Below are 24723 nucleotides of genomic sequence, written 5' to 3' on the forward strand. Positions count from 1 at the left end.
CAGCGGCATGGTTGGTGTCTGACACCCGGGCGGACGTGTCGGGTAGACGGTCGCCGCTGTGCAACGATCGGTGCCACACCTCGTACCCCTTGGAGAGCACGATGTCCCTCTCCCCGGTTCGGGTCTTCGCCGCGCTGAATGCCGTGCGACCCCCCGACCAGCCGACCCCACGCCTGGGTAAGGCGGTGGTGGTCGGCGGCAGCGTCGCCGGCCTCCTGGCCGCCCGGGTCCTGTCCGACCACGCCCAGAGCGTGGTCCTCCTCGACCGGGACGACCTGCAGGTGAGCGGCGCCCGGCCCGGCGTGCCACAGGGGACGCAACTGCACGCGCTGCTGCCCGGCGGCCTGCTCCAGCTCGAGCAGCTGTTCCCCGGGTTCCGGCAGCAGGCGCTGGCCCACGGGGCGATCGAGGCGCCGCCCGCGGCCCGGCGCAGCTACCTCGACGGCCGCCGGAAGGTGGTCGTACCCGACGACGACGACAGCCTGGCGGGCAGCCGGCCCCTCCTGGAGGGGCTGATCCGCCAGCAGGTGCTCCGACTGCCGAACGTCAAGACGGTCACCGGCCGTGCCACGGGTCTCGTGTTCGACGGCGACGCGGTCACCGGCGTCCAGTGCGAGGTCGACCAGGTGCCCGGCGTCGAGGTCGCCGACCTGGTGGTGGACGCCATGGGTCGGTCCAGCCGGCTCTCCGACTGGCTGGAGCAGGCCGGCTGGGAGCGGCCCGCCACCCGTCGGATGGCTGTGCACCTCAACTACGCGACAGCCCTGTTCCGCCGTCCCGAGCAGACTCCGGAGGCGACAGTCGTCCTGGCCCTGCACACTCCGCGGACGATGACGGACATCGCCGGCGCCGCCTTCTTCGCCATCGAGGACGGCCGGTGGATGGCCATGATGGCCGGCTACGGACAGGACCGGCCGGGACGCACCGCCGAGGACTTCGTCCGACGGCTGCGGGAGCAGTTCCCGCCGGAGTTCGGCGAGGTCGCCGCGCAGGAGATGATCGGCGACGTCCAGACCTACCACCACGCCGACAGCCGGCGGAGGGACTTCCACGCGCTGCGGCGGTTCCCGGCGCGACTCGTCAGCGTCGGTGACGCCGTCGCGTCGTTCAACCCCGTCTACGGGCAGGGAATGACGGCGGCGGCCCTGCACGCGGCCTGCCTGTCGGCGTACCTGCTCTCCGACCCGGACCTGAGCGTTCCCGCCCGCCACTTCCTCGACCTGCAGAAGGTCGTGGTCGACGCCGCCTGGTCGACCTCGACCTCCGCCGACCTGGCGCTGCCGCACGTCGACGGGCCCTACCCGCGCGGCTACCGGGTCTCCAGCTGGGTCAGCCGGCAGATCCTCTCGGCGACGGTCACCGACGTGGCGATCGCCCGCCGGTTCAACGAGGTCGTCTCCCTGCGGGAGCACCCGCTGTCGCTGGCCACACCCGGCGTGATCCTGGGCGCCCTGCGCGCGAACCGGCGGGCCGGCTAGCCCGCCGCCCCGCGCAGGATCTCGACGACGAAGCGGTGGTCGTCCAGCTGCGGAAGCCCGGAGACACCCATCCAGCCCACCACGCCGGTGCCGCGCACCCGCAGCGGCAGCGCGCCACCGGCGGCGGCGTACCGGGAGGCCGGCAGGCCGTAGCGTTCGGTGAGCGTCACGTTCTTGTCCTGGCAGAGCCGGGCCACGTAGAGCGACGAGTGCTCGAACCGCATCACCACGCGTCCCTTGCGGCGCAGCCAGGCGTCGTTGTCCCGCGTCGAGCCGGGCAGGCCACAGTGGAAGAGCTGGCGCCCGGCCCGCCACACGCCCACCGCTACCGGCAGCCCCCGCCCGCTGGCGGCGGCGACGGCGCGCATCCCCAGCTCGTACGCGTCGGTCTCGGACAGGCCCGTACGCTCCAGCTCCGCCTCCTCGCGCAGCAGCTCGTCAAGCGTCGGCCAGGTGTCGTGGTCAGAAGGCATGGGTGTTCTCCTCGTCGTTCACCAGGCGCAGGGCGCGTAGTCCTTCAGGAAGCAGCCGTACAGGTCCTCGCCCAGCTCGCCGCGGACGATCGGGTCGTACACCCGGGCCGCGCCGTCGACGAGGTCCAGCGGGGCGTGGAACCCCTCGTCGGCCAGCCGCATCTTCGTCGGGTGGGGTCGCTCGTCGGTGATCCAACCGGTGTCGACGCTCGTCATCAGGATGCCGTCGGTAAGCATCTCCTGGGCACTGGTGCGGGTGAGCATGTTCAGGGCGGCCTTGGCCATGTTGGTGTGCGGGTGCCCGGGGCCCTTGTAGCCACGGCCGAACTGGCCCTCCATCGCCGAGACGTTGACCACGTACTTGCGCCGGGCCGACGCGGCGGCCATCGCCTGTCGTAGCCGACTGACCAGTACGAACGGCGCGGTGACGTTGCACAGCTGCACTTCGAGCAGCTCGACCGGGTCGACCTCCTGCACCCGCTGGACCCAGCTGTTGACCGAGTCGAGGTCCGGTACCAGGCCGCCGGCGTCGATGGCGGTGGACGCGGCGATCCGCTCCGGCGAGGCGGAGCCGCTCGTCAACGCCAACGCGGTGAGCGCGTGCGGGGTGAGCGCTGTCGACTCCGTGCCGGCGGTCAGGCTCCCCGCCGGGCCACCCGGGCCGGTCGGCTTGGCGAACGTGATCAGCTCCGGCAGGGGACCGTCCGGCAGCGCCGCGGCCTCCGCGGCGACGAGTTGGGCGTACGCCCCGGGCGAGCGGCGGACGGTCTGCGCCGCGTTGTTGATCAGGATGTCGAGGGGGCCCTGGCTGCTGACCGAGTCGGCGAGGGCGATCACCTGGGCGGGGTCGCGCAGGTCGATCCCGACGATCCGCAGGCGGTGCAGCCAGTCCCCGCTGTCGGGCATCGCGGCGAAGCGGCGTACCGCGTCGTGTGGGAACCGCGTGGTCACCGTCGTGTGCGCGCCGTCGCGCAGCAGCCGCAGCGCGATGTACATGCCGATCTTGGCCCGGCCGCCGGTGAGCAGCGCGCGCCGGCCGGTCAGGTCGGTACGGGCGTCGCGGCGCTCCCGGTTCAGCGCGGCGCAGGACGGGCAGAGCTGGTGGTAGAAGGCGTCCACCTCGCGGTAGCGCTGCTTGCAGATGTAGCAGCCGCGCGGGTTGTGCAGGAATCCCGCAGTCGTGCCGGCGGTGGGGGAGGCGAGGGGGATGCCCTGGGTCTCGTCGTCGATCCGGCCGGGCGCCCCGGTGGCAGTGGCCTCCGTCACCGCCCGGTCTGCCGCGAGGACGGCGTCGCGACGCTCCTCGCGTCGCCGCTGCTTGATCACCTTGTAGAGCTTCGCGGTGGCCCGCTGCACCCGCACCACGTCCGGGTGGTCGGAGGGAAGGGCCTCCAACGCCTCGAAGACGCTGAGACAGGTCTCCAGCCGGTTCCGGTCAATACCGTCCTGACCGTTTTGGGCAATCTTGTCCACTGTCATGCGTCGTTGTCTCGTCCCGTTTCCTGTGCCGGATTCTCCCCGGCCCACCCCAAGTCCGACCCGAAACTGTACGCACCACGCCGTCCCGGACGCATCCCCCGCCGCGTCGCCCACCCCCGACGACCCGCACGCCGTCGGACACCCTGCTCGGTGCCGTGGTCGGCGTGGGGGATGCTGGTGGCGTGCAGATCACGATCCTCGGCCCCCTCGCCGTCGACGGCCGGCCGGTCCGGGGCGAGCGGCTGGCGGCGGTGCTCCGCGCGCTCGTCGACGCGCGTGGCCGGGCGGTCTCCACAAGCCTGCTCGTGGACGCGGTGTGGGACGGGGCGCCGCCCGACGACGCGACAGGGGCCGTGCAGGCGCTCGTGTCCCGCGTACGCCGTCTCGGGCTGCCCGTGGTGGCCGTGCCGGGGGGTTACCGCCTGCCCGCCGACGAGGTCACCGTCGACGCCGTCGAGTCGCGGGAGCTCCTCGATCGGGGGCGTGCCGCCCTGCGGGCCGGCGACGCGCGGGCGGCCCGGGACTCGGCCGACCGGGCCCGTGCCCTGTTCCCCGAGGTCCCGGAGATCCTCACCATCGAGGACACCCGCCTGTTCACCGAGGTCGCCGCGCTGCGCGCCGAGGCGGCGCTCGCCGGCGCGGGGCCGTACGACGAGGCCGACCTCCGCCGGCTCGCCGCGCGGACGCCTCCGGACGAGCCGTCCGCCGCCCTGCTCGTGCGGGTGCTCGCCGCGCAGGGGCGGGAGGCCGAGGCGTTGGAGGTGGTCGAGCGCCTCCGCGACGACCTGGCCGAGCGCTACGGCACCGACCCGTCGCCCGTGATCACCCAGGTCCATCTGGCGCTGCTGCGTGGCGAGCTCACCGCGCCGGCCGCCGTCGCCCCACCCCGCCCGCCCGCGCGGATCGCCCTGCCCGCCGCGTGGCGCCGGCCGATGACAGCCCTCGTCGGCCGCGAGCGCGACGTCGAGGCCCTGGACGCGGCGCTCGACGAGTCGGCCCTCGTGACGATCGTGGCGTCCGGCGGCGCCGGCAAGACCCGCCTCGCGGCCGAGGTCACGCGGCGTACGGCGGCGGCCGGGCAGGCGGTACGCGTGGTGGAGCTGGCCGGTCTGCGCTCACCCGACGAGGTGCTGCCCACGGTGCTCGCGGCGCTCGGTGGCGCGGACACCTCGACGACGGGCGGCAACCTGGGCCTGGAACGGCGGGTACTCAGCCCCGAGGAGCGGTTACAGGCCCTGGCGCCGGACCTCGACGGACTGGTCGTGCTCGACAACTGCGAACACGTCCTCGACGCGGTGGCAGCCGTCGTCGCCGACCTGCTCGCGGTGAGCGCCCCGGAGGTCGCGGTGCTCGCGACCAGCCGGGCGCCGCTGGGCCTGGCCGGTGAGTGGGTGCACCGGCTGACCGCCCTGCCGGACTCCGACGCGCTCGGTCTGATCGAGTCCCGCGCGCGGGCCGGTGGCGCGGTGCCGACCTGGGACACCACGCGGGCTCTCGCGCTGTGCAACAGGCTCGACAACCTGCCGCTGGCCCTCGAACTGGCCGCCGCGCGACTGCGGCACATGCCGATCGACGACGTGCTCGCCGGGCTGACCGACAGGTTCGCGCTGCTCGACGACGCGCTGCGGGGCCTGCCGGAACGCCACGCGAGCCTGTGGGCGATGGTCGACTGGAGCCGCGAACTGCTCGCCCCCGACGACCGCACGCTGCTCGCGCGGGTCGCGGTCATCCCCGCGCCGTTCACCGCGGATCTCGCCGCCGCGGTCGCGCAGACCCCTGACGTACGGCGGGGTCTGGCGCGGCTCGTCGAACAGTCCCTGCTGACCCTTGTCGAGGGGGACGGCCCGCCGCGCTACCGGATGCTGGAGACAGTCCGCGAGTACGGCGAGGCACGCCTGGACGCGTCCGGCGACCGGGCCGCGGCGATGGCCGGCCTGGTCGGCTGGGCCCGGGACGAGGCGGTCGGGCTCGCCGGTCGCCTTGTCGGCCCCGGCCAGGTCGAGGCGCTCGACCGCTGCGCCGCCGAGCAGGACAACCTGGTCGCCGGGATGCGGTGGGCCCTGGCGCAGGACGACGAGCCTGCCGTCATCGACGTCGCCACCGCGTTGCTGCACCTCTGGACGGTGCGTGGCCTGCACCTGGAGGTCCTCGTGTGGGCGCGCGGGCTGCTGCACGTCGACGAGCCGCAGCGGCGTCGACGCTCGGCGATCCTGCGAGGCCGGGCCAGCGGCCGGCCGCTGCCGCACGCCGACCGGCTCGCCTGGACATGCCTGTTGATCAGCGTGAACAGTGGCATCAGCGCCGACCTGCGACCCGCCGTGCTCGGTCGACGTGCCCTGCGGACGCTGCTCGCGGAACGGCCCGCCGAGGTGTCGCCGCGGCTGACCGCGTTCGCTGTGGCGTTGCCCGGCTTCGACAAGTCCGACCTGGAGCAGAGCCTGAAGAGCGCGACCGAGATGATCGTGCATCCGGACCCGTACGTGCAGGCGCTCGGCCTGATCGCGCGAGCGGCGGTACGGGAGAACGGCGGCCTGGCCGAGGCGTCGATCGACGACGCCGAGCAGGCGTACCACCGCTTCGAGGTCGCGGGCGACCACTGGGGCATGGCGATGGCCGCGGGCGCCGTCGGGCAGTTCCTGCTGCCCGGCCGGGAGGGGCGGTCGGCCGAGTGGCTGGCGCGCAGCGTCCGGCACATGGAGATGGTCGGCGCCCAGCAGGACGCGCGCTCGATCCGGGTGCGGCTGGACGTGCAGCTCGCCCTGACCGGCGACCCGGACGCGGAGCGGCGGCTCCGGGAGACGGCGACACCGGGCCAGGCCGAGCAGATGGACGTCGCGCAGGCGCTTCTGGGCCTGGCGCACCTCGCCTGGCAGCGCGAACGCTACGACGAGGCGCTCACCCACGCCGACGAGGTGAACCGTAGTCTCGCCGGCTGGACCGGCCCGCCACCGCAGCCGCGCGTGATGATCCGGGCCTCGGTGGCGGTCCTGTATCTGCGGGTGGCCGACGCGCGGGGGGTGTCGGGCGCCGACGCCGCAGCCCAGGCGGCCGCGTTGCTGGCGCTCGCCCGCGAGGACGCGTTCACCTCGAAGGACCTGCCGGTGATCGGGGCGTGGGCGTCGGGCGGCGCGGAACTCGCCGCGTACCGGCGCGACTTCGACGCCACCCGCGAACTGTCCGCGCTCGCGAAGCGGCTCGGGACGCACATGGAGCTGTTCTTCCCGACCGGGCGCAGCGAACGACTCGACGCCGCCCTCGGTGACGAGGAGCAGCGTGAGTCGTCGCTGGCGGCCTGGCGTGCCCGGCCGGTGGCCGCGGCCGTCACCCGGATCCGCGAGCTGATGGAGAACCTGCTCGCCTAGATCTTCTTGCGGTACGCGCGCAGCGCCAGCGGCATGAACACCGCCACGAAGCCTGCGCACCAGGCGAGGGTCCACCACACGTGCGAGTCGAGCGGGGTGCCGAGGAACAGTCCGCGTACCGACGCCACCAGGTGGGTCATCGGGTTGACGTCCACGAAGGCCTGCATCCAGCCGGGCAGGGTGTCCGCGCCGACGAACACATTTGACGCGAAGCTCAGCGGCATGATCAGCGCGAACATCAGGCCCTGCACGGCGCCCGGGGTGCGCACCTTCATCGACACGTAGACCGGCAGCCAGCTCAGGCAGAGCGCGAACAGCACCGCGAGCAGGCATCCGGCGATCGCCCGGAACGGGTCGGTGTCGATCCGGAAGCCCATCAGGTAACCGATGGCGAGGGTCGAGACCGTGACGATCACGTACCGGACGACGTCGCCCAGGACCGCGCCGACCAGCGGTGCGGAGCGGGGGATCGGCAGCGACCGGAACCTGTCGAAGATGCCCTTGGCGATGTCGGTGTTGAGGTTGACGCCGATCGCGATGGCCCCGGTGGCGATGGTCTGCGCCAGGATTCCGGGCAGCAGGAACTGGAGGTAGTCGTGTGTGGATCCGGCGACCGCGCCGCCGAAGATGTAGACGAAGATGATGAGGAACAGCACCGGTTGCAGCGTGACGTCGATAAGTGCCTCGGGCGTCCGCCAGGTCTTGATGAGACTGCGCTTGGCGAGCGCCAGCGAGTGCCGCACGAGCCGGAACGGTCGCGGGTTGACAGTGGCCGTCGACAGGACGGGGTTCGTGGTGGGTGGTGTGCCGACCAGGGTGCTCATGCCGCTACCTCCACGCGCGCGGTGGTGTCGTCCTCGGATGCCGTACGCCCGGTGAGGGTGAAGAACACCTCGTCGAGGCTCGGCAGGTGCAGGGAGAGTTCGGTGACGGAGATGCCGGCGGAGGCGAACCGCGCGACGCTCTCGGTCAGGGCCGTGTCGTCGGTGACAGGCACCGCGAGCACGCCCTTGCGGATCTCGTCGGCCTGCGCGCCGGAGCCGACGTCGGACAGGATCGTCGCGATTCTCGGCAGGTCCGCGAGGTCGGACGGCCGGACCTCAAGCGTCTGCCCGCCGACCACCCGCTTGAGTCCTTCGGGCGTGTCGTGCGCGATGACCCGCCCGTGGTCGATCACCGTGATCGCGTCCGCGAGCGCGTCGGCCTCCTCCAGGTACTGGGTGGTGAGCAGCACCGTCGAGCCGTTGGTGACAAGCGACCGGACCACGTCCCACATGTCCTCGCGCTTGGCCGGGTCCAGCCCGGTCGTCGGCTCGTCGAGGAAGATCACGTCGGGGGAGCCGACGAGGCTGGCGGCCAGGTCCAGCCGCCGCCGCATACCCCCGGAGTAGGTCTTGGCCTGCCGGTTCGCGGCGTCGGTCAGGTCGAACCAGTCAAGCAGCTCGGCGGCCCGTCGCCGGGCGCCGGAGCGACCCAGCTCCAGCAGCGTGCCGAACAGCTCCAGGTTCTGCCGCCCGGTCAGGTCCTCGTCGACCGAGGCGTACTGGCCGGTGAGGCCGATGCTCTGCCGGACCCGCTCGGCGTCGCGGACGACGTCGAAGCCGCCGATGCGGGCGCTGCCGGCGTCCGGGGTGAGCAGCGTGGAGAGGATGCGGACGGCGGTGGTCTTGCCAGCGCCGTTGGGACCGAGCACGCCGAGCACGGTCCCCCGGGGTACGGCGAGGTCCACGCCCTGCAGCGCCCTCGTCTTCCCGAATGTCTTGACGAGGCCCTCGGCCTCGATCACCAGATCGGTTGTCATGTCCCAGAGCGTGCGCCGGTCGCCTGACACCGCGCCGACACGCCGCCGACACCGCCGCCGACACCTGTCGACACCGGTGAGGGAGGGCTGCCGGGAGGGCGACCGGCGGCCGCCGGTTCGCGTTATGCTGGTCCCGGCAGAGCGCCTGCCCGCGCCCGATGTGGTGGCCCACGCCCGACCACATGCTGGGGCCAAGAGTCGCCGACTCCGCGCCGTCGCGTCGACCCTCGGTGTGCCCGTCACGCCGCCCGTTCGGTGCAGTGCGTGGGGCTGCCCCGGAGGCGCCATGTCTGATCACCACCCCCGCCGCACCCCGACCCCGGGACGTGCCCGTCAGCGCGCCATCCGGGAGCAGGCGGCCCGCGCCGGCGTCGCCTACTCGGTGGCCGCCCGGCACCTCGAGTCGCTCGGTCTGCGACCCGGCGAGACCCTCGCCACGTACGGCCGGACGATCTATCCGATCGGCGTCGACAGCCACCGTCAACTGCTCGTCGAACGCCGCGAGCGGCGCTCGTTCGAGGAGCGGGTGACTGACACGCGGCGGGCCGCCGCCCTGCCGAACGGTCGTGCCCGCCACCTCGTCGACCGGTTTCCGCCCAGTCGGGGGCGTACGGGCGCCGGGGTGGGCCCGCTCTACCACGGTGACGGTCGCGAGGAGCTGCTCGCGATGCTCTACCTCGTGGTGGCGGCCGAGTCACCGGGGCTGCTGCCCGAGGTGGGGGATCTGGTCTGGATCGCGGAGCTGGGCGAGGACACCGCCCTCGACACGGCCTGCGCCGAGGTCGACCGGGAGGCCCGCCGCCTGCTCGACCGGGAGCCGGTGTCGCTCTGGTCGATGATCGAGCAGGCGCTCATCCGGGCCGAGCGCGCCCCGGACTGGCCGGTTCGCGAGGAGGCGATCCGGCACGCGGCGCTCCTACGGGCGATGATGACCCCGCGGGTGGGACCCTCGGGCGAGCCGTACGTGGCGGAGTTGCCCGTCACAGGTGTCCGCCAGATCCTCGACGTGCTGCTCATCGTGGCCGACGACGGCCATGCTCCGGGCACCCGGGTACGCCTGCTCGACCCGTCGAACGGTACGGGGACGGCCACCATCGTCGGCGCCCGCTGGGGTTCGTCAGGCCCGCCGGTGGGCTATCTCGTCTGGCCCGACGGTGCGAAGGCGCCGCTGGCGTCCCGCGCCGAGGAGCTGGTCGTCCTGGCTGCCCAGGAGGCCGTCCCACGGTGAGGCCGGACGTCGGGCGGCAGGGCGCACGCGCCCGGGACTTGAAATCCTACCTGTCTGATAGGAAAATCGGTTCATGCTGCTTGTTCGGCTGTTCACCTCCCGCCGAGTCGTCGACCTGATGAGGGTCGCCGCGCAGCTCTGTCCGACGGCGCCCAGCCCCGCCTGAGCGGGCCGCCCCTGCCGCCTGGACCCATCCCTCGGGAGGAACGCCATGACCTCGTCCGCGGACGACGTGACCGATGCCGACGCCGATGCGCTGCGGACGTTGCTGCGCCACCAGGCCAGCACCGTCACGGTGGTCACCGCCCCCGGCTCGCCGCCGGTCGGCTTCACCGCGACCTCGTTCACCTCGGTGTCGCTGTCGCCACCGATCGTCTCGTTCTGCCTGAACCTCGGCTCGTCGAGTTGGCCGACGCTGGGGCGGGCCCGACACGTGGCGGTGCATCTGCTCGCCCACGGCCAGCACGAGTTGGCCCAGACCTTCGCCACCAGCGGCATCGACAGGTTCGCCGCGCCCACCCGGTGGCGGCCCGGCCCGCAGGGTGCGCCAATTCTCGACGGCACCCTGGCCTGGCTCCTGTGTCGGGTCGTCGACCGGGTGACGGTCGGCGACCACGTCGTGGTGCTGGCCGAGCCGGAACTGCTGCGGCACGCCGACGTGGGCTCGCCGTTGCTCTACCACCGAGGCCGTTACGCCGGTCTCGCGGACGCTCCGGACGGGCCGGTCCGTCGGGCCGCCGCCTGACGGCTCACAACCTGACGGCCATCCCGGCCGACGCGGGGCGGTGACTGCCCCGACCGGCCGCGACCTGACCGGAGCGCCGGCCCGCCACAATTCGGGAGGATGCCATGCGTGCCATCGTCGCCGCACCGGATGCTGTCGACGGGTTCCGGGTGACGGAGGTTCCCGACCCGGCGCCCGGGCCGGGGCAGGTGCTCGTCGAGGTGCGGCACGCCGCCGTCAACGCCGGCGAGGTCCGCCACCTCGACGTCTGGCCGGCCGGCAGCGTGCTCGGCCACGACGCCGCCGGGCACGTGCTGCGCGGCGCCGAGGACGGCAGCGGCCCCCGGCCGGGTGACCGGGTGCTCGCCTTCGGGCAGGGGGCCTGGGCGCAGCGTGCGGTGTACGAGGTGGACAGTGTCGCGGTGGTTCCCCCGGCCGTCGACCTGGCCGAGGTGGCCGCGCTGCCGATGGTCGGCCTCACCGCGTTGCGCACGCTGCGGGCGTCCGGTCCGCTGCGCGGTCGCCGGGTGCTGGTCACCGGCGCGTCCGGGGGAGTGGGTCGGGTGGCGGTCCAACTCGCCCGGCACTTCGGCGCGTACGTGCTCGCGGTGGTCGGCTCGGCGGCGCGGGGCGAGGGACTGGCCGCGCTCGGCGCCGACGAGGTGATCGTCGGCCTCGATGGCGGCGTCGAGCATGTCGACGTGGTGCTGGAGACCGTGGGCGGCGCCCAGTTGGTGGCCGCGTGGGGTCTGCTGACGCCCGGTGGGGTGCTGCACAGCATCGGCTGGGCATCCGGTGCGCCTGCCGTCTTCCCGGTGAACTCGACCTTCGCCCCGGGCGTCGCGCGAACGCTGCGGTCCTTCGGCGACACGTCGTCGCCGGCGGCGGATCTGGCGCTGCTGGTGGACCTCGTGGCCCGGGGAGTGTTGCGGGCGCCGATCGGCTGGCGCGGATCGTGGCACCACCTCGGGGAGGCGGTCGGCGCGCTGCGGGAGCGTCGGGTGCCGGGGAAGATCCTGCTCGATCTGGACTGAGCACGGCGTCGGGCGGCTGCCCGGTGGGCCGGTCCCGGCTCGCGTGCACGTCCGGGCCGGACCACCGGACACAATCCCTTTAAATCCTATAGCTTTAGTAGGTATTACGTCAACGAATCGGCCCCGCCACGTGCGATAGCCGACATCCGTCGATCGATTCGTTGACACCACCCCGGCGGTGACTGTGGACTCGGCTCATGTCCAGCGAGCTGCGGCTGACGATCCGCGGCCACATCGACTTCGGTCGGGTGTGGTCGAGTTCCTGTCTGGCCTGACCCGGCACCCTCGCCCGTACCCGGCCCGCCACACCGGCCGCCGAGGTGGGGCTCACCGCCGAGCCGACCGCCGCGCCATCCGCACCGACACCCCCTGACCGGCCCGCCCAACCGCGCGGGAGTCGGGTGTCGGCGTACCCGAAACCGCCTGTCTGGACAGGAGACCTCGCCATGCCCGCCCGCCGTCTGCGTACTCTCGCCGCCGCCACAATCGCCCCGCTGCTCGCCGTCCTCGCCGGTTGCTCCACAGGCGCCGCCCCCGCCGCCGAGGCGGCCGGCGAGCCCCGCTCCGGCGGCGCCCTCACCTGGGCCGTGGAGACCGAGCCGATCACCCTCAACCCGCACCAGTACGCCCAGGCCAAGGCCCGCCTCCTGGTCTGGAACACCTTCGAGTCCCTGCTCACGTACGACAAGCAGGGAAAGCTGGTGCCCTGGCTCGCCACCGGCTGGCAGGCCGCCCCGGACGGCAGGTCCTACACCCTGACGCTTCGCGACGGGGTGACCTTCACCGACGGGACGCCGCTGGACGCGGCCGCAGTCAAGGCCAACATCGACAAACTCCGCGAGCCCGGGTACGCGCCGGGCGTCGCCGCCGTGCAACTGCGCAACCTCAAGGCCGTCGAGGTGGTCGACCCGCGCACCGTACGGCTCATCCTCACCACGCCCGACGTGCTCATCCTCGACTTCCTCGCCTCCCCGCAGGGCGCCCAGGTCTCGCCGAAGTCGCTTCGCGAGGCGAAGAACCTCAAGGCCGGCGGCGTCGACGTCGTCGGCACCGGGCCGTTCGTGCTGGACCGCTACGTCCCCGGCCAGGAGCTGCACTACCGGCGCAATCCCGGCTACGACTGGGCGCCGCCCACCGCGACCCACACCGGCCCCGCCTACCTTGACGAGATCACCTACCGGTTCCTCAAGGAGTCGGCGGTGCGCGTCGGCGCCCTCACCTCCCGCCAGGTGCAGCTCGTCGAGGGCGTGCCCGCCACCGACCAGCCCCTGGTGACCGCCAACCGGACGCTGCGCCTCACCCGGGAGCTGAACTCCGGCTCGGCCTACTCCTACTACTTCAACACCTCGCACGCGCCCTTCGACGACCTGCGGGTCCGGCAGGCGTTCCGGGAGGCCGTCGATGTCGACACCGTGCTGAGGTCTGTCTACCGCGACACCGCCACCCGCGCCTGGAGCGTGATCAGCCCGTCCAGCCCGCTGTACGACAAGAGCCTCGACGGCGGGTACGGCGGCGACGTCGCCAAGGCGAACGCCCTGCTCGACCAGGCCGGCTGGGCGACGCGTGACGCGGAGGGCTTCCGGGTGCGCGACGGCAGGCGGCTCACCGTACGGCTGGTGCAGGCCGCCCCGTACGTCCGCGACCGCCGCGACGTCCTCGCGCAGGCCGTCCAGGCCGCCGTGAAGCAGAGCGCCGGCATCGACCTGAAGATCGCACTTGTCGACCAGGGCACCGCCACCCAGGCGTTCGAGCGCAACGCGTACGAGGTCTTCGACAACTCGCGAGCCGACACCGACGCGGGCGCGGCGCTGAACCTGCTGCTGCACTCGAAGGGCGGCATCAACCGCACCCGCGCCAACGATCCCCGCACCGACAAGCTCCTGGAAGCCGGTCAGGCCACCGCCGATCAAGCGAAGCGGGCCGGCATCTACGCGCAGCTCCAACAGCGTGTCGTCGCCGAGCAGGCCCTGGTGCTCCCGCTCTACGCGCCGGCCGACCAGATCGCGGCCAGCACCAGCGTCGGCGGGGTCCGCTTCGAGCCCACCGCCGGGGTTCCCGCAAGCGCGTACGACCTGTGGATCGGCAGGTGACATGAACAGCTCACCCCTGCGCGCGGCGGCCCGCCGGCTCGCCGCCGGACTTGTCGTCCTCTGGGCCGCCGCCACCGCCGCGTACCTGGCCCTGCTTGTCGCGCCCGGAAACACGGTGGACACGATCGTCGGCGACGGGGCGGACACCCCGCAGATCCGTGCCCAGATCATCGCCGAGTGGAGCCTGGACCGGCCCGCGGTCGTCCAGTACCTCGACTACCTGCGGCGGCTCGCCGGCGGCGACCTGGGCCGCTCCTACTTCCTGCAACGGCCCGTCGCAGAGGTGATCGGCGAACAGCTCGCACCCACGCTCGCCCTCGCCCTCGCCGCCGCGGGCCTCGGGGTGCTGCTCGCCCTCGTCCTCGCCGTCGCCACCGCCGGGGACCGTCGTCCCTGGCTCCGCAGGGCCAGCTCCGGCGCCGAACTGCTGCTGGTCTCCACCCCACCCTTCCTGATCGGCATCGTGCTGCTCAGCGTCCTGTCGTTCCGGTTCGGACTGTTCCCGGTCTCCGGCGACCAGGGCATCGGCGCGCTGGTGCTGCCCGCCGTCACGCTTGCGCTGCCCGTCGCGGGACTGCTCGCCCAGGTGCTCCGCGACGGGCTCGACCGGGCACTCGACGAGCCGTTCGTGCTGACCGCCCGGTCCCGGGGCGTACGGGAACGAACTGTGCTCCTGCGGCACGCGCTGCGGCACGCGCTGCTGCCGGCCGTCACCCTTGCCGGCTGGCTCTTCGGCATCCTGCTGGGCGGCGCCGTCATCGTCGAGCAGGTCTTCGGTCGACCCGGCCTCGGCCAGGTCACTCTCACGGCGGTGACAAGCAAGGACATGCCTGTGGTGCTGGCGGTGGTCACCCTGTCCGCCGCCGTCTACGTCGCGGTCAACACCATCGCGGACCTGACGTACCTGCTTGTCGACCCGCGCCTGAGGAGGAGCTGACCCGATGACAGTCACCCTGGCCCCGGCAACCACCGACGCGCACATACCCCACCCGTCCACCCCGCCCGCCCCGACCGTCCGCCGACGCCGGTGGCGACCAGGGCTGCTCACCGCCGGGGCGTACCTGCTCCTGCTCGTGGTCGCCGCGGTCTGGCCGGCGGTCCTGGCGCCCGGTGACCCGCTCGCGGCGGACCCGCTGGGAGTGCTCGAAGCGCCGAGCGCCGCGCACTGGTTCGGCACCGACCACCTCGGCCGTGACGTGTGGACCCGGGTCGTGCACGGGGCCGGGCACTCGCTCACCATCGGGGTGGCCGCCACGGCGATCGCTGTCACCGGCGGCGTGCTGCTCGGTCTGCTCGCCGGTCTCACCCACCGGCTCGCCGACGAGACCCTCAGCCGCGCCTTCGACGCCATCTCGGCCTTTCCGATCCTGCTCCTGGCGTTGCTGTTCATCGCCGTCGCCGGGCCGGGCACGGTCAGCCTGATCATCGCCATCGGCGTCGCCACCCTGCCGCACCACGCCCGGGTGGTGCGTGGTCAGACACTGCTCGTCCGCCGCGCCGCATACGTCGAACAGGCAGTCACCTTCGGCCTGTCCCGACGCCGGCTGGTGGCGCGGCACGTCCTGCCCAACGTGATCGGCCCGGTGCCGGTTCTCGCGGTGATCGGGCTCGGCGAGGCGATCATGATCGCCGCCGGGCTCAGCTTCCTCGGCATGGGTCCACAGCCACCGTCGCCCGAGTGGGGCGCGATGCTCTCCGAGGGACGCAACTACCTCCAGGTGGCCTGGTGGATCACCGTCCTGCCCGGCGTCGCGGTCACCGCGACAGTCGTGGCGTTGACAGTCGTCGGCCGGCACTGGCAGACCCGCTTCGACGGGCGGCAGCGCTGATGGCCCCCCTGCTCGCGGTCGAGGACCTGCACGTCGACTTCGACACCCCCACCGGACGGGTCGCGGCGGTCCGAGGGATCAGCCTCACCGTCGAGCGCGGCGAGTGCGTGGCCATCGTCGGCGAGTCCGGGTCCGGCAAGAGCGTCACCGCCCGTACCCTGGTCGGCCTCGCCGGCCCCGGCGCGAGCGTCCGCGCCGCCCGGCTCGACCTTGCCGGCCAGGATGTCCGTGGCCACCGCCCACGGGACTGGCGACGGGTACGCGGACGGCTCGCCGGGCTCGTCCTGCAGGACGCGTTGGTCTCCCTCGACCCGCTGCGTACCGTGGGCGCCGAGATCGGCGAGGTGCTCGCCACCCACGGCATCGTCGGCCGCCGCGAACGGGCCGGCCGGGTCACCCATTTGCTCGACGAGGTCCACCTCCCGGAGCCGGAGCGCCGCGCCCGGCAGTACCCGCACCAGCTCTCCGGCGGGCTGCGGCAGCGGGCGCTCATCGCCTCGGCGATCGCCGGGGAACCGGCCCTGCTCATCGCCGACGAGCCGACCACCGCGCTTGACGTCACCGTGCAGGCGCAGATCCTGCGGCTGCTCGCCGAGCGGCGGGCAGCCGGGGTGAGTCTGCTGCTGATCAGCCACGACCTCGCGGTGGTCGCCCAGGTCGCCGACCGGGTGCTGGTCATGCGCGACGGTCGGATCGTCGAGCACGGCCCCACCGCCGGGCTGCTGCGGGCCCCGGCACATCCGTACACCCGGCAGTTGCTGGCGGCGGTGCCCTCGGCGTCGTCGCGGGGGTACCGGCTCGCCGCCGCCGCGGTCGGGCGTGACGGCGGCGTCGCGCGGCGGGAGGCGCTGCCCGCCCGTCCCGAGGTCCGCCCGGGCGACACGCTTCTCGACGCGACCGGGTTGACCAAGAGGTACGGCGACCACACGGTCGTGCGGGACGTCTCCTTCACCATCGCGCGGGGCGAGACGTTGGGGCTGGTGGGGGAGTCCGGGTCCGGTAAGAGCACCCTGGCCCGGATCGTCGCCGGCCTCCTGGCCGCCGACTCCGGCGCCGTCACCTTCGAGAACGCGCCGTGGTCCGGGGTGCCCGAACGGGTCCGTCGCCCGCTGCGCCGCCGGCTGCAACTGATCTCCCAGGACCCCCTGAGCTCCTTCGACCCGCGCTACCGCGTAGCCCAGGTCGTCGGGGAGAACCTCGACCCCGACGTCCGTCGGGGCGATCGCCGCGACCGTGTCGTCGACCTGCTGCGTCGCGTCGGCCTCGGGCCGGAGCTGCTCGACCGGCACCCGCGACAGCTCTCCGGCGGACAGCGGCAGCGCGTCGCCATCGCCCGCGCGATCGCCCCACGACCCACCCTGATCGTCTGCGACGAGCCGGTCTCCGCGCTCGACGTCTCGGTCCAGGCCCAGGTCCTCGACCTGCTGGCCGATCTGCGTGCCACCGACGGCACGGCTCTGCTCCTCATCTCCCACGACCTGGGCGTGGTGCACCACCTCAGCGACCGCGTGCTGGTCATGCACGACGGCGCGGTGGTCGAGCAGGGCCCGGTCGGCGATGTCTTCACCTACCCCCGACACGACTACACCCGGTCCCTGCTCGACGCGTTGCCCACGCTCGTCACGGCCGGCCGACCGCAGGAGGTACGCCAATGACCGAGAAGACCCTGCACCTGGCCGTGGCACTTGACGGCCTGGGCTGGCACCCGGCGGCCTGGCGGCGCTCGCGCGCCGGAGCGTCAGCGCCGCTGACCGCCCGCTACTGGGCCGCGCTCGCCGGCGAGGCCGAGAAGGCCACTCTGGACCTGCTCACCATCGAGGACAGCCTCGACCTCCAGTCGTCGCGGCCCGACGGCCCGGACGGCCGCGCCGACGAGCTCCGGGGGCGTCTCGACGCGGTGCAGATCGCGGCCGGGGTCGCCCCGCTGACCCGGCACATCGGGCTGGTCCCGACCACCAGCACCACCCACACCGAACCGTTCCACGTCTCGACCGCCGTGGCCACGCTTGACCACATCAGCGGTGGGCGGGCCGGTTGGCGGCCCCGGGTCTCGGCCCGCCGAGCCGAGGCCGGGCACTTCGGCCGCCGCGAGATCCCCGTGCTGGACCCGACCCGGCTCGACGAGCCGGAGACGGTACGGCTCGTCGGCGACCTCTTCGCCGAGGCCGGCGACGCGGTGGACGTGGTACGCCGACTCTGGGACAGCTGGCAGGACGACGCCGAGATCCGGGACGTGGCGACAGGCCGTTTCGTGGATCGGGACCGGCTGCACTACGTCGACTTCACCGGGCGGTGGTTCTCGGTCAAGGGCCCCTCCATCGTGCCCCGGTCACCGCAGGGCCAGCCGGTGGTCGCCGTGCTGGCCCACTCGTCGGTGCCGTACGCCTTCGCCGCCCGGCACGCCGACGTCGTCTTCGTCACCCCGACCGACCCCGGACACGCCGCCGCCGTCGTCGCGGAGGTCCGGGCTGTCGAGGAGACAGTCGGCCGCGGCGGGCCACCGCTGCGCGTCCTCGCCGACCTGGTCGTGCTGCTCGACGAGACGCCGACGCTCGCCCGCAAGCGCAGGAACCGTCTCGACGACCTGCACGGCGCGCCGTTCACGTCGGACGCGGCCCTCTTCTCCGGTACGCCGGGGCAGCTCGTCGACCTGCTGGTCGAGTGGCACCGGGCCGGGGTGGACGGTTTCCGGCTGCGGCCGGCCGTCCTCCCCGACGATCTGACCGCGATCACCCGGGCGCTGGTGCCGGCGCTGCGTGCACGCGGTCTCTTCCGCGCCGGATATCCGGGCGGGACGCTTCGTGGCCTGCTCGGCCTGACCCGACCGGCCAGCCGCTACGCCGTCGCCGCGACCGCCTGAGTCTGGAGACCGTCATGCCCAAGCAGATCATCCTGGCCGCGCACTTCCCCGGCGTGAACAACACCACGGTCTGGAGCGATCCGGACTCCGGCAGCCAGATCGACTTCTCCTCCTTCGTCCACCTGGCCCGCACGGCGGAACGGGGCACGTTCGACTTCATCTTCCTCGCCGAAGGGCTGCGCCTGCGCGAGCAGCGAGGCCGCATCCACGACCTGGACGTGGTCGGCCGCCCGGACACGTTGACCCTGCTCGCCGCCCTCGCCGCGGTCACCACCCACCTGGGCCTGGCCGGCACGCTCAACACGACCTTCCGGGAGCCGTACGAGCTGGCCCGCCAGTTGGCCAGCCTCGACCACCTCTCCGGTGGGCGGGCCGCCTGGAACGTCGTCACCACCTCCGACGCGTTCACCGGGGAGAACTTCCGCCGGGGCGGCTACCTCGACCGTTCGCTGCGCTACGAACGGGCCGCCGAGTTCGTGCGTACCGCCCGGACGCTGTGGGAGTCGTGGCCGGCGGGAGCGATCGTGGGGGACCAGGACGGCGGCCGGTACGTCGCGGACGCCGACCCGGGCGCCTTCGCCCACCACGGCGACCAGTTCGACATCGCCGGGCACTTCACCGTTCCGCGCAGTCCGCAGGTGCACCCGGTGATCCTGCAGGCCGGCGACTCGCCCGACGGGCGCGAGTTCGCGGTGTCCAGCGCGGATGCGATCTTCTCGCGGCACGGCACCCTGGAGGCCGGTCAGGAGTTCTACCGGGACGTGAAGTCCCGGCTGGCCCGGTTCGGTCGCCACCCCGACGAGTTGAAGATCATTCCCGGGGTCACAGTCGTCCTCGGTGACACCGACGCCGAGGCGCAGGAACGCGCCCACCACATCCGCCGCCAGCAGGTCAGTCCGCAGACCGCGATCCTGTTGGTGGAGCAGCTGTGGAACCGTGACCTGTCCGGGTACGACCCCGACGGCCCGCTGCCCGCCGAGGACCCGGACGTCACCGCCGACACGATCAGCAGGGGTCGGGCCGGCATGTACCCCGACCCGGTCGCCACCGCCCGGCAGTGGCGGACGTTGGCCGAGGAGAAGGGCCTCGGCATGCGCGACCTGGTCATCGAGGTCACCGGCCGGCAGTCGTTCGTCGGCACCGCGCGGCAGGTCGCCGAGCGGATGGACCACTTCGTGCAGTCCGACGCCGCCGACGGGTTCATCCTGGTGCCGCACCTGACCCCGGGTGGTCTCGACGAGTTCGTCGACCAGGTCGTTCCGCTGCTGCAGGAGCGCGGAGTGTTCCGCGCCGAGTACACCGGCACCACCCTGCGTGACCACCTCGGCCTCGGCCCCGCCCGCCCGGTCACCCCGGTCGGTGCGGCGTGAGCCCGCCGGTCACCGTGTGCCGGCGACGCGGGGACGATCCGGACGCCGCCGCCCTGCGCGCGGCGATGACCACGGAACTGCGTCGGCGGTACGCCGACCGCCCCGCCGACCCGATCCACCTGCCGGACACCCAGGTGCTCGCCCCGACCTCGGTGGCCTGGACGGGTGTGGCGTACACCGTCGACGCCACGCCGGTCGGGCACGCCGCGCTGCGCTGGCACGGCCCCGACCTGGAACTCAAACGGATGTACGTGCTGCCCGCCCATCGGGGGCGCGGAGTCGCCGCGATCCTGCTCGACGCGGTCCGCGAGGCCGCCGGCCAGCTCGGCGCGGCACGGATCGTGCTGCAGACCGGTGACCGCCAGCCCGACGCGGTCCGCCGGTACGAGCGGGCGGGCTACCACCCGATCCCGGTCTTCGCCCCGTACGACGCCCTGCCGTACTCGCGCTGCTTCGCCCTTGCGGTGCGCCCGCCCCTGACCCTGCCGCCGAAAGTGACGGTCCCGGCATGAAGTTTCTGCTGATAACCCTGATCACCCATCTGCCCGACCCGGTCACCGGCCGGCGCAGGAGCACCACCGACCGGTTCCGCGAGGTGATCGACACCGCAGTTCTCGCCGAGGAGCTCGGCTTCGACGGGTACGGCGTCGGCGAGCGGCACGAACGCCCCTTCATCTCCTCCTCGCCGCCTGTGGTGCTGAGCCACATCGCGGCCCGGACCGCCACGATCCGGCTCTTCACCGCTGTCACCACCCTGAGCCTGCTCGATCCGGTCCGCGCCTACGAGGACTACGCCACCCTCGACCACCTCTCCGACGGACGGCTCGAACTGATCATCGGCAAGGGCAACGGCGCCGCGCAGGCCCAGCTCTTCCACGTCACCGCCGACGACCAGTGGGACCGCAACCGGGAGGGCTACGAGCTGTTCCGTCGGCTCTGGCGGGAGGAGAAGGTGACCTGGTCCGGGACGTACCGGCCGTCGCTCACCGAGGCCGAGACCTGGCCCCGCCCGCTGCAACAGCCCATCCGGGTCTGGCACGGCAGTGCCACCAGCAGGGAGTCGGTCGACCTCGCCGCCCGCTACGGCGACCCGATCTTCTCGGCCAACGTCACCAACCCCATCGAGCCCTACGCCGAGCTGATCCGCCACTACCGGGATCGGTGGGTCCACTACGGACACGACCCGGCCGACGCCCTCGTCGGCGCCGGGACCGCGGGATTCCACGTGGCGCGCACGTCGCAGGAGGCGATCGAGAGGTACCGGCCGATCTTCGACGCCCGGCTCGCCGCGTTCGGCCGGCTCGGCATTCCGCCGGTCTTCCACACCCTGTCCGACGCCATCGAGCGCAGCTCGATGCTCGTGGGAAGTCCGCAGCAGATCATCGACAAGGTGCTGCGCTACCACGAGCAGTTCGGCCACGAGGTCATCCACCTCCAGGCCGACCACGACGGGCTGACCGACAAGCAGCACCGGGAGAGCCTGGAGCTGTTCCAGGCCGAGGTGGCGCCGGTGCTGCGCCGGGAGATCCCCAGCCGCCCCTTCCGCGCGCCGGTGACCGCCGTCGCGCCGGCCTGACCAGAAACGGGGACCACGATGTCAGCGACCCCTCTGTCCGTTCTCGATCTCTGCCCGGTTCCCGCCGGCGGCACCGTCACCGACGCGCTGCGCAACACGGTCGACCTGGCCGGCCGGGCCGAGCAGTCCGGCTACCACCGCTACTGGCTGGCCGAGCACCACCTCGCCGCAGGCGTGGCCAGTTCGGCGCCGGCCGTGCTCATCGGGCAGGTGGCCTCGGCCACAAGCGTGCTCCGCGTCGGCTCCGGCGCGGTCCAGGTCGGCCACCGCACCGCCCTGTCGGTGGTCGAGGAGTTCGGCACCCTCGCCGCCCTGTATCCGGGGAGGATCGACCTCGGCCTGGGCCGGTCCGGACAGCGGCGTGTGGAGGCCGTCCGAGAACTCGCCGCGTCCACCCCGCCGCCGCAGGCCGAGGCCCGGGTGGTCGACGGACTGCTGATCCCGCCGCCGTTCTCCTACGCCGGCGTGCTCGCCTCCCCCCGATTCGCCCTGAGCAGCTCGCTGCTGCACCAGCCGGGCGCGCAACCGCCGGCCTTCGCCGACCAGCTGGCCGACGTGCTGGCCCTGCTGCGCGGCGACTACACCGACGCCGACGGCCTGGACGCGCACGCCGTTCCGGGGGAGGGCGCCGACCTGCGGGTGTGGCTGCTGGGCAGCAGCGGCGGGGAGAGCGCACAACTCGCCGGCGCGCTGGGCCTGCCCTTCGCCGCCAACTACCACGTCAGCCCCTCCTCGGTGCTCGACGCGGTCGCCGCCTACCGGGCCGCGTTCCGGCCCTCGGCCGTGTTGACGCAGCCGTACGTGGTGGTCTCCGCCGACGTCGTGGTCGCCGAGACCGACGAGGCCGCACACCGCCTCGCCACGCCGTACGGGCCCTGGGTGCGCAGCATCCGCAGTGGCGAGGGGGCCATCCCGTTCCCCAGCCCGGAACAGGCCGCCGCGCTGCCCTGGACCGACGCCGACCGTCGGCTCGTCGCCGACCGGGTCGACACGCAGTTCGTCGGCTCGCCCGGCACGGTCACCGAGCGACTGCGGACCCTGCGCGACGTCACGGGCGCCGACGAGTTGCTGATCACCACGATCACGCACGCGCACGCCGACCGGGTCAGCTCCTACGAGCTGCTCGCCAAGGAGTGGCGGGACTGACCGCGCTCGTCGCCGTACACGGCTGCCGGTTCCCCTGGTCGTCGAGCGCTGCCATAATGACTGTGGCGCCCGTCGATACGGCCGGGCCCGGGGGAAGCCCTCCGCGGAGCGCGGATGGTGGGTCGTAACCCGGAGGCCGCCATGGACCTTGTCCCCGACACCAGCGCCCTTTCCCCCATCGTCGATCTGCTCGGCGCCGCGCTGCAACTGGCAGCCGCGGTGGTCAGCCTGCTTGCCGTCGGCGCCGCCCGTGGCCGTCGCGGAGATCGACGTGGCAGGCGCGACGACGACGCCTCGGCCCCATAACGCGGGAATACGATCCAGCGGGGATGACCCGCAACATCCATGCACCTCAATATGATGATCGCTATCTCGAATCAAGGTGCGCTCACGAGGCGTACCGTCCTGATGCGGAGGAATGCATGGTTCGCTGGCGTACCCTCACCGGCCTGGTGGCCGCCGCGCTGGCCGCGGCCAGCCTCACCCTCGCGGCGCCCGCCGCCGCGGCCGACAGCCCCGTCACGCCGAACGTCGTGGGCGGCACCCGCGCCGCGCAGGGCGAGTTCCCGTTCATGGTGCGGCTCTCGATGGGGTGCGGCGGGGCCCTCTACAGCTCCCGGCTGGTGCTCACCGCGGCGCACTGCGTGGGTTCGACAGGCACCAACACCAGCATCACCGCGACCCTCGGGACTGTCGACCTCCAGTCGTCCAGCCGGATCACCGTCCGGTCCAACTACGTCTACCGCGCTCCCGGCTACAACGGCGCCGGGAAGGACTGGGCGCTGATCCGCCTGGCCACCCCCGTGACCGGGTTGAGCACGTTGAAGATCGCCACCACCACCGCGTACGACAGCGGCACCTTCACCATCGCCGGCTGGGGCGCCGCGCGCGAGGGTGGCGGCCAGCAGCGGTACCTGCTCAAGGCCACCGTGCCGTTCGTCAGCGACTCCACCTGCAACTCCAACTACGGCGGCGACCTCATCCCCGCCGAGGAGATCTGCGCCGGCTACGCCAGCGGCGGCACGGACACCTGCCAGGGCGACTCGGGCGGCCCCATGTTCCGCCGCGACGCCACCAACGCGTGGATCCAGGTCGGCATCGTCAGCTGGGGCAACGGTTGCGCCCGACCCAACTACCCGGGTGTCTACACCCAGGTGAGCTACTTCGCCTCGTCGATCGCCTCGGCCGCGGCGAGTCTCGGCGGCTGACGAACCCCCCGACGTACGACCTCTTGGGCGGCCCGGACGACCACGGTCCGGGTCGCCCGCTCGTGCGCCGGCTTCGGCCCGGCGCGGTCCGGTACCGCGCGGCGGCGCCCGGAGTGGGCCAGCCGACAGATTCGGCAGGCCGCGCGTTCGGTGTCGTCGGAGGCCGCCATGATGAGTCGGTGCAGATCCTGTCCATCCAGTCGTCGGTCGCCTACGGCCACGTCGGCAACTCGGCCGCCGTCTTCCCCCTCCAGCGGCTCGGGCACGAGGTCTGGCCCGTCCTGACTGTCCACTTCTCCAACCACACCGGGTACGGCGCGTGGCGTGGACCGCTGCTGGCGGCCGCCGACGTGGCCGAGGTGATCGCCGGCATCGCCGACCGGGGGGTCCTCGGTGACGCCGACGCGGTGCTGTCGGGCTACCAGGGTGATCCGGCAGTGGGTGCCGTGATCCTGGACGCCGTGGCCCAGGTCAAGGCCCTCAACCCGGCCGCGGTGTACTGCTGCGACCCGGTGATGGGCGACCTCGGTCGGGGCATGTTCGTCCGGCCGGGCATCCCGGAGTACCTGCGTGACACAGTCGTGCCGCGCGCCGACATCATCACGCCGAACCACTTCGAGCTGAACTTCCTCGCCGGCCGCGAGACGTCCTCGCTGGCGGAGGTGCTGGACGCCGTCGACGTCGTACGCGCCACCGGGCCGAGGCACGTCCTCGTCACAAGCGTGCTGCACGGCGACGTGCCGGCGGGCTCGCTTGAGGTGGTGGCGGTCTCCGACGAGGGCGCCTGGGCGGTGACCACGCCGCTGCTGCCGATCAACCCGAACGGCGGGGGCGACGTCACCGCGGCGCTGTACCTGGCGCACCTGTCGACCTCCGGCTCACCGGCGATTGCGTTGGAGCGCACCATCTCATCAGTCTTCGCCGTCCTCGAGGCGACACTCGCGGCGGGCACCCGGGAGATCCAGCTGATCGCGGCGCAGGACGCGATCGCCCAGCCGCCCACGAGGTTCACCGCCCGCCGACTGCGCTGACGGCGGGCCGCCGCGTCGCAGCGGCACGGCGATC

The 24723-nt window shown here is 73.0% G+C and carries 21 protein-coding genes; 17 read left to right on the plus strand and 4 right to left on the minus strand.

The window, feature by feature from the left end; genetic code table 11:
- Positions 1-101: 101 nt before the first annotated feature.
- Positions 102-1478, plus strand: coding sequence for an FAD-dependent oxidoreductase (locus tag OOJ91_RS00775; RefSeq protein ID WP_266241349.1), 1377 nt, complete (start codon positions 102-104; stop codon positions 1476-1478).
- Here OOJ91_RS00775 and OOJ91_RS00780 read toward each other — a convergent pair.
- Together OOJ91_RS00780 and OOJ91_RS00785 are read right to left on the minus strand one after the other, a co-directional pair.
- On the minus strand, positions 1475-1951 hold the full coding sequence (locus tag OOJ91_RS00780) for a heme-degrading domain-containing protein (protein ID WP_266241350.1): 477 nt from the start codon (positions 1949-1951) through the stop codon (positions 1475-1477). The two genes, OOJ91_RS00775 and OOJ91_RS00780, sit on opposite strands and share 4 nt — an antisense overlap.
- Before the next feature lie 18 nt (positions 1952-1969).
- Positions 1970-3430, minus strand: coding sequence for an SDR family oxidoreductase (locus tag OOJ91_RS00785; protein WP_266241352.1), 1461 nt, complete (start codon positions 3428-3430; stop codon positions 1970-1972).
- A gap of 182 nt (positions 3431-3612) precedes the next feature.
- On the opposite strand from OOJ91_RS00785, the gene OOJ91_RS00790 reads away from it, so the two are divergent.
- Positions 3613-6792, plus strand: a complete 3180-nt coding sequence (locus tag OOJ91_RS00790; RefSeq protein ID WP_266241354.1) for a BTAD domain-containing putative transcriptional regulator — start codon at positions 3613-3615, stop codon at positions 6790-6792.
- Here the strand turns inward: OOJ91_RS00790 and OOJ91_RS00795 are convergent.
- Complete coding sequence (locus OOJ91_RS00795; RefSeq protein ID WP_266241355.1) at positions 6789-7616, minus strand: ABC transporter permease; 828 nt, start codon at positions 7614-7616, stop codon at positions 6789-6791. The two genes, OOJ91_RS00790 and OOJ91_RS00795, sit on opposite strands and share 4 nt — an antisense overlap.
- A complete protein-coding gene (locus tag OOJ91_RS00800; protein WP_266241356.1) occupies positions 7613-8593 on the minus strand; it encodes an ATP-binding cassette domain-containing protein in 981 nt (326 codons plus the stop codon). Before OOJ91_RS00800 ends, OOJ91_RS00795 begins: the two co-directional genes overlap by 4 nt.
- A 286-nt stretch (positions 8594-8879) precedes the next feature.
- Here OOJ91_RS00800 and OOJ91_RS00805 point away from each other — a divergent pair, with 286 nt between their 5' ends.
- The 15 genes from OOJ91_RS00805 (at position 8880) to pdxY (ending at position 24689) form a co-directional block, all read left to right on the plus strand.
- On the plus strand, positions 8880-9821 hold the full coding sequence (locus OOJ91_RS00805; RefSeq protein WP_266241357.1) for a hypothetical protein: 942 nt from the start codon (positions 8880-8882) through the stop codon (positions 9819-9821).
- Positions 9822-10032: 211 nt separating this feature from the next.
- Complete coding sequence (locus tag OOJ91_RS00810) at positions 10033-10566, plus strand: flavin reductase family protein (protein ID WP_266241358.1); 534 nt, start codon at positions 10033-10035, stop codon at positions 10564-10566.
- 104 nt (positions 10567-10670) lie between these two features.
- The gene (locus OOJ91_RS00815) at positions 10671-11579 is read left to right on the plus strand and encodes a zinc-binding dehydrogenase (protein WP_266241359.1); all 909 of its coding nucleotides are present in this window, start codon (positions 10671-10673) and stop codon (positions 11577-11579) included.
- A 446-nt stretch (positions 11580-12025) separates the two neighbouring features.
- On the plus strand, positions 12026-13669 hold the full coding sequence (locus OOJ91_RS00820) for an ABC transporter substrate-binding protein (protein WP_266241360.1): 1644 nt from the start codon (positions 12026-12028) through the stop codon (positions 13667-13669).
- 1 nt (position 13670) lies between these two features.
- Positions 13671-14606 carry an ABC transporter permease gene (locus OOJ91_RS00825; protein WP_266241361.1) on the plus strand — a complete coding sequence of 312 codons (936 nt, stop codon included), beginning with the start codon at positions 13671-13673 and terminating at the stop codon, positions 14604-14606.
- A 4-nt stretch (positions 14607-14610) separates the two neighbouring features.
- Entirely contained in the window at positions 14611-15498 is an 888-nt protein-coding gene (locus OOJ91_RS00830; RefSeq protein WP_266241362.1) for an ABC transporter permease, read from the plus strand.
- Positions 15498-17153: a dipeptide ABC transporter ATP-binding protein gene (locus tag OOJ91_RS00835; protein WP_266241363.1), complete on the plus strand. Its 1656-nt coding sequence runs from the start codon at positions 15498-15500 to the stop codon at positions 17151-17153. The genes OOJ91_RS00830 and OOJ91_RS00835 overlap by 1 nt, the downstream gene beginning before the upstream one ends.
- Positions 17150-18358 carry an LLM class flavin-dependent oxidoreductase gene (locus OOJ91_RS00840; protein ID WP_266241365.1) on the plus strand — a complete coding sequence of 403 codons (1209 nt, stop codon included), beginning with the start codon at positions 17150-17152 and terminating at the stop codon, positions 18356-18358. Before OOJ91_RS00835 ends, OOJ91_RS00840 begins: the two co-directional genes overlap by 4 nt.
- Positions 18359-18372: 14 nt before the next feature.
- Positions 18373-19728, plus strand: a complete 1356-nt coding sequence (locus tag OOJ91_RS00845; protein WP_266241367.1) for an NtaA/DmoA family FMN-dependent monooxygenase — start codon at positions 18373-18375, stop codon at positions 19726-19728.
- Positions 19725-20240, plus strand: coding sequence for a GNAT family N-acetyltransferase (locus tag OOJ91_RS00850; RefSeq protein ID WP_266241369.1), 516 nt, complete (start codon positions 19725-19727; stop codon positions 20238-20240). The genes OOJ91_RS00845 and OOJ91_RS00850 overlap by 4 nt, the downstream gene beginning before the upstream one ends.
- Complete coding sequence (locus OOJ91_RS00855; RefSeq protein WP_266241370.1) at positions 20237-21304, plus strand: LLM class flavin-dependent oxidoreductase; 1068 nt, start codon at positions 20237-20239, stop codon at positions 21302-21304. The genes OOJ91_RS00850 and OOJ91_RS00855 overlap by 4 nt, the downstream gene beginning before the upstream one ends.
- 18 nt (positions 21305-21322) lie before the next feature.
- Positions 21323-22450 carry an LLM class flavin-dependent oxidoreductase gene (locus OOJ91_RS00860; protein ID WP_266241371.1) on the plus strand — a complete coding sequence of 376 codons (1128 nt, stop codon included), beginning with the start codon at positions 21323-21325 and terminating at the stop codon, positions 22448-22450.
- A gap of 141 nt (positions 22451-22591) precedes the next feature.
- The gene (locus tag OOJ91_RS00865; protein ID WP_266241372.1) at positions 22592-22756 is read left to right on the plus strand and encodes a hypothetical protein; all 165 of its coding nucleotides are present in this window, start codon (positions 22592-22594) and stop codon (positions 22754-22756) included.
- A 116-nt stretch (positions 22757-22872) separates the two neighbouring features.
- On the plus strand, positions 22873-23658 hold the full coding sequence (locus OOJ91_RS00870) for a S1 family peptidase (protein WP_266241374.1): 786 nt from the start codon (positions 22873-22875) through the stop codon (positions 23656-23658).
- A gap of 179 nt (positions 23659-23837) precedes the next feature.
- Positions 23838-24689 carry a pyridoxal kinase PdxY gene (pdxY, locus tag OOJ91_RS00875; protein ID WP_266241375.1) on the plus strand — a complete coding sequence of 284 codons (852 nt, stop codon included), beginning with the start codon at positions 23838-23840 and terminating at the stop codon, positions 24687-24689.
- Positions 24690-24723 lie beyond the last annotated feature (34 nt).

The organism is Micromonospora lupini (genome assembly GCF_026342015.1).
GTDB classification, from domain to species: Bacteria; Actinomycetota; Actinomycetes; order Mycobacteriales; family Micromonosporaceae; genus Micromonospora; species Micromonospora lupini_B.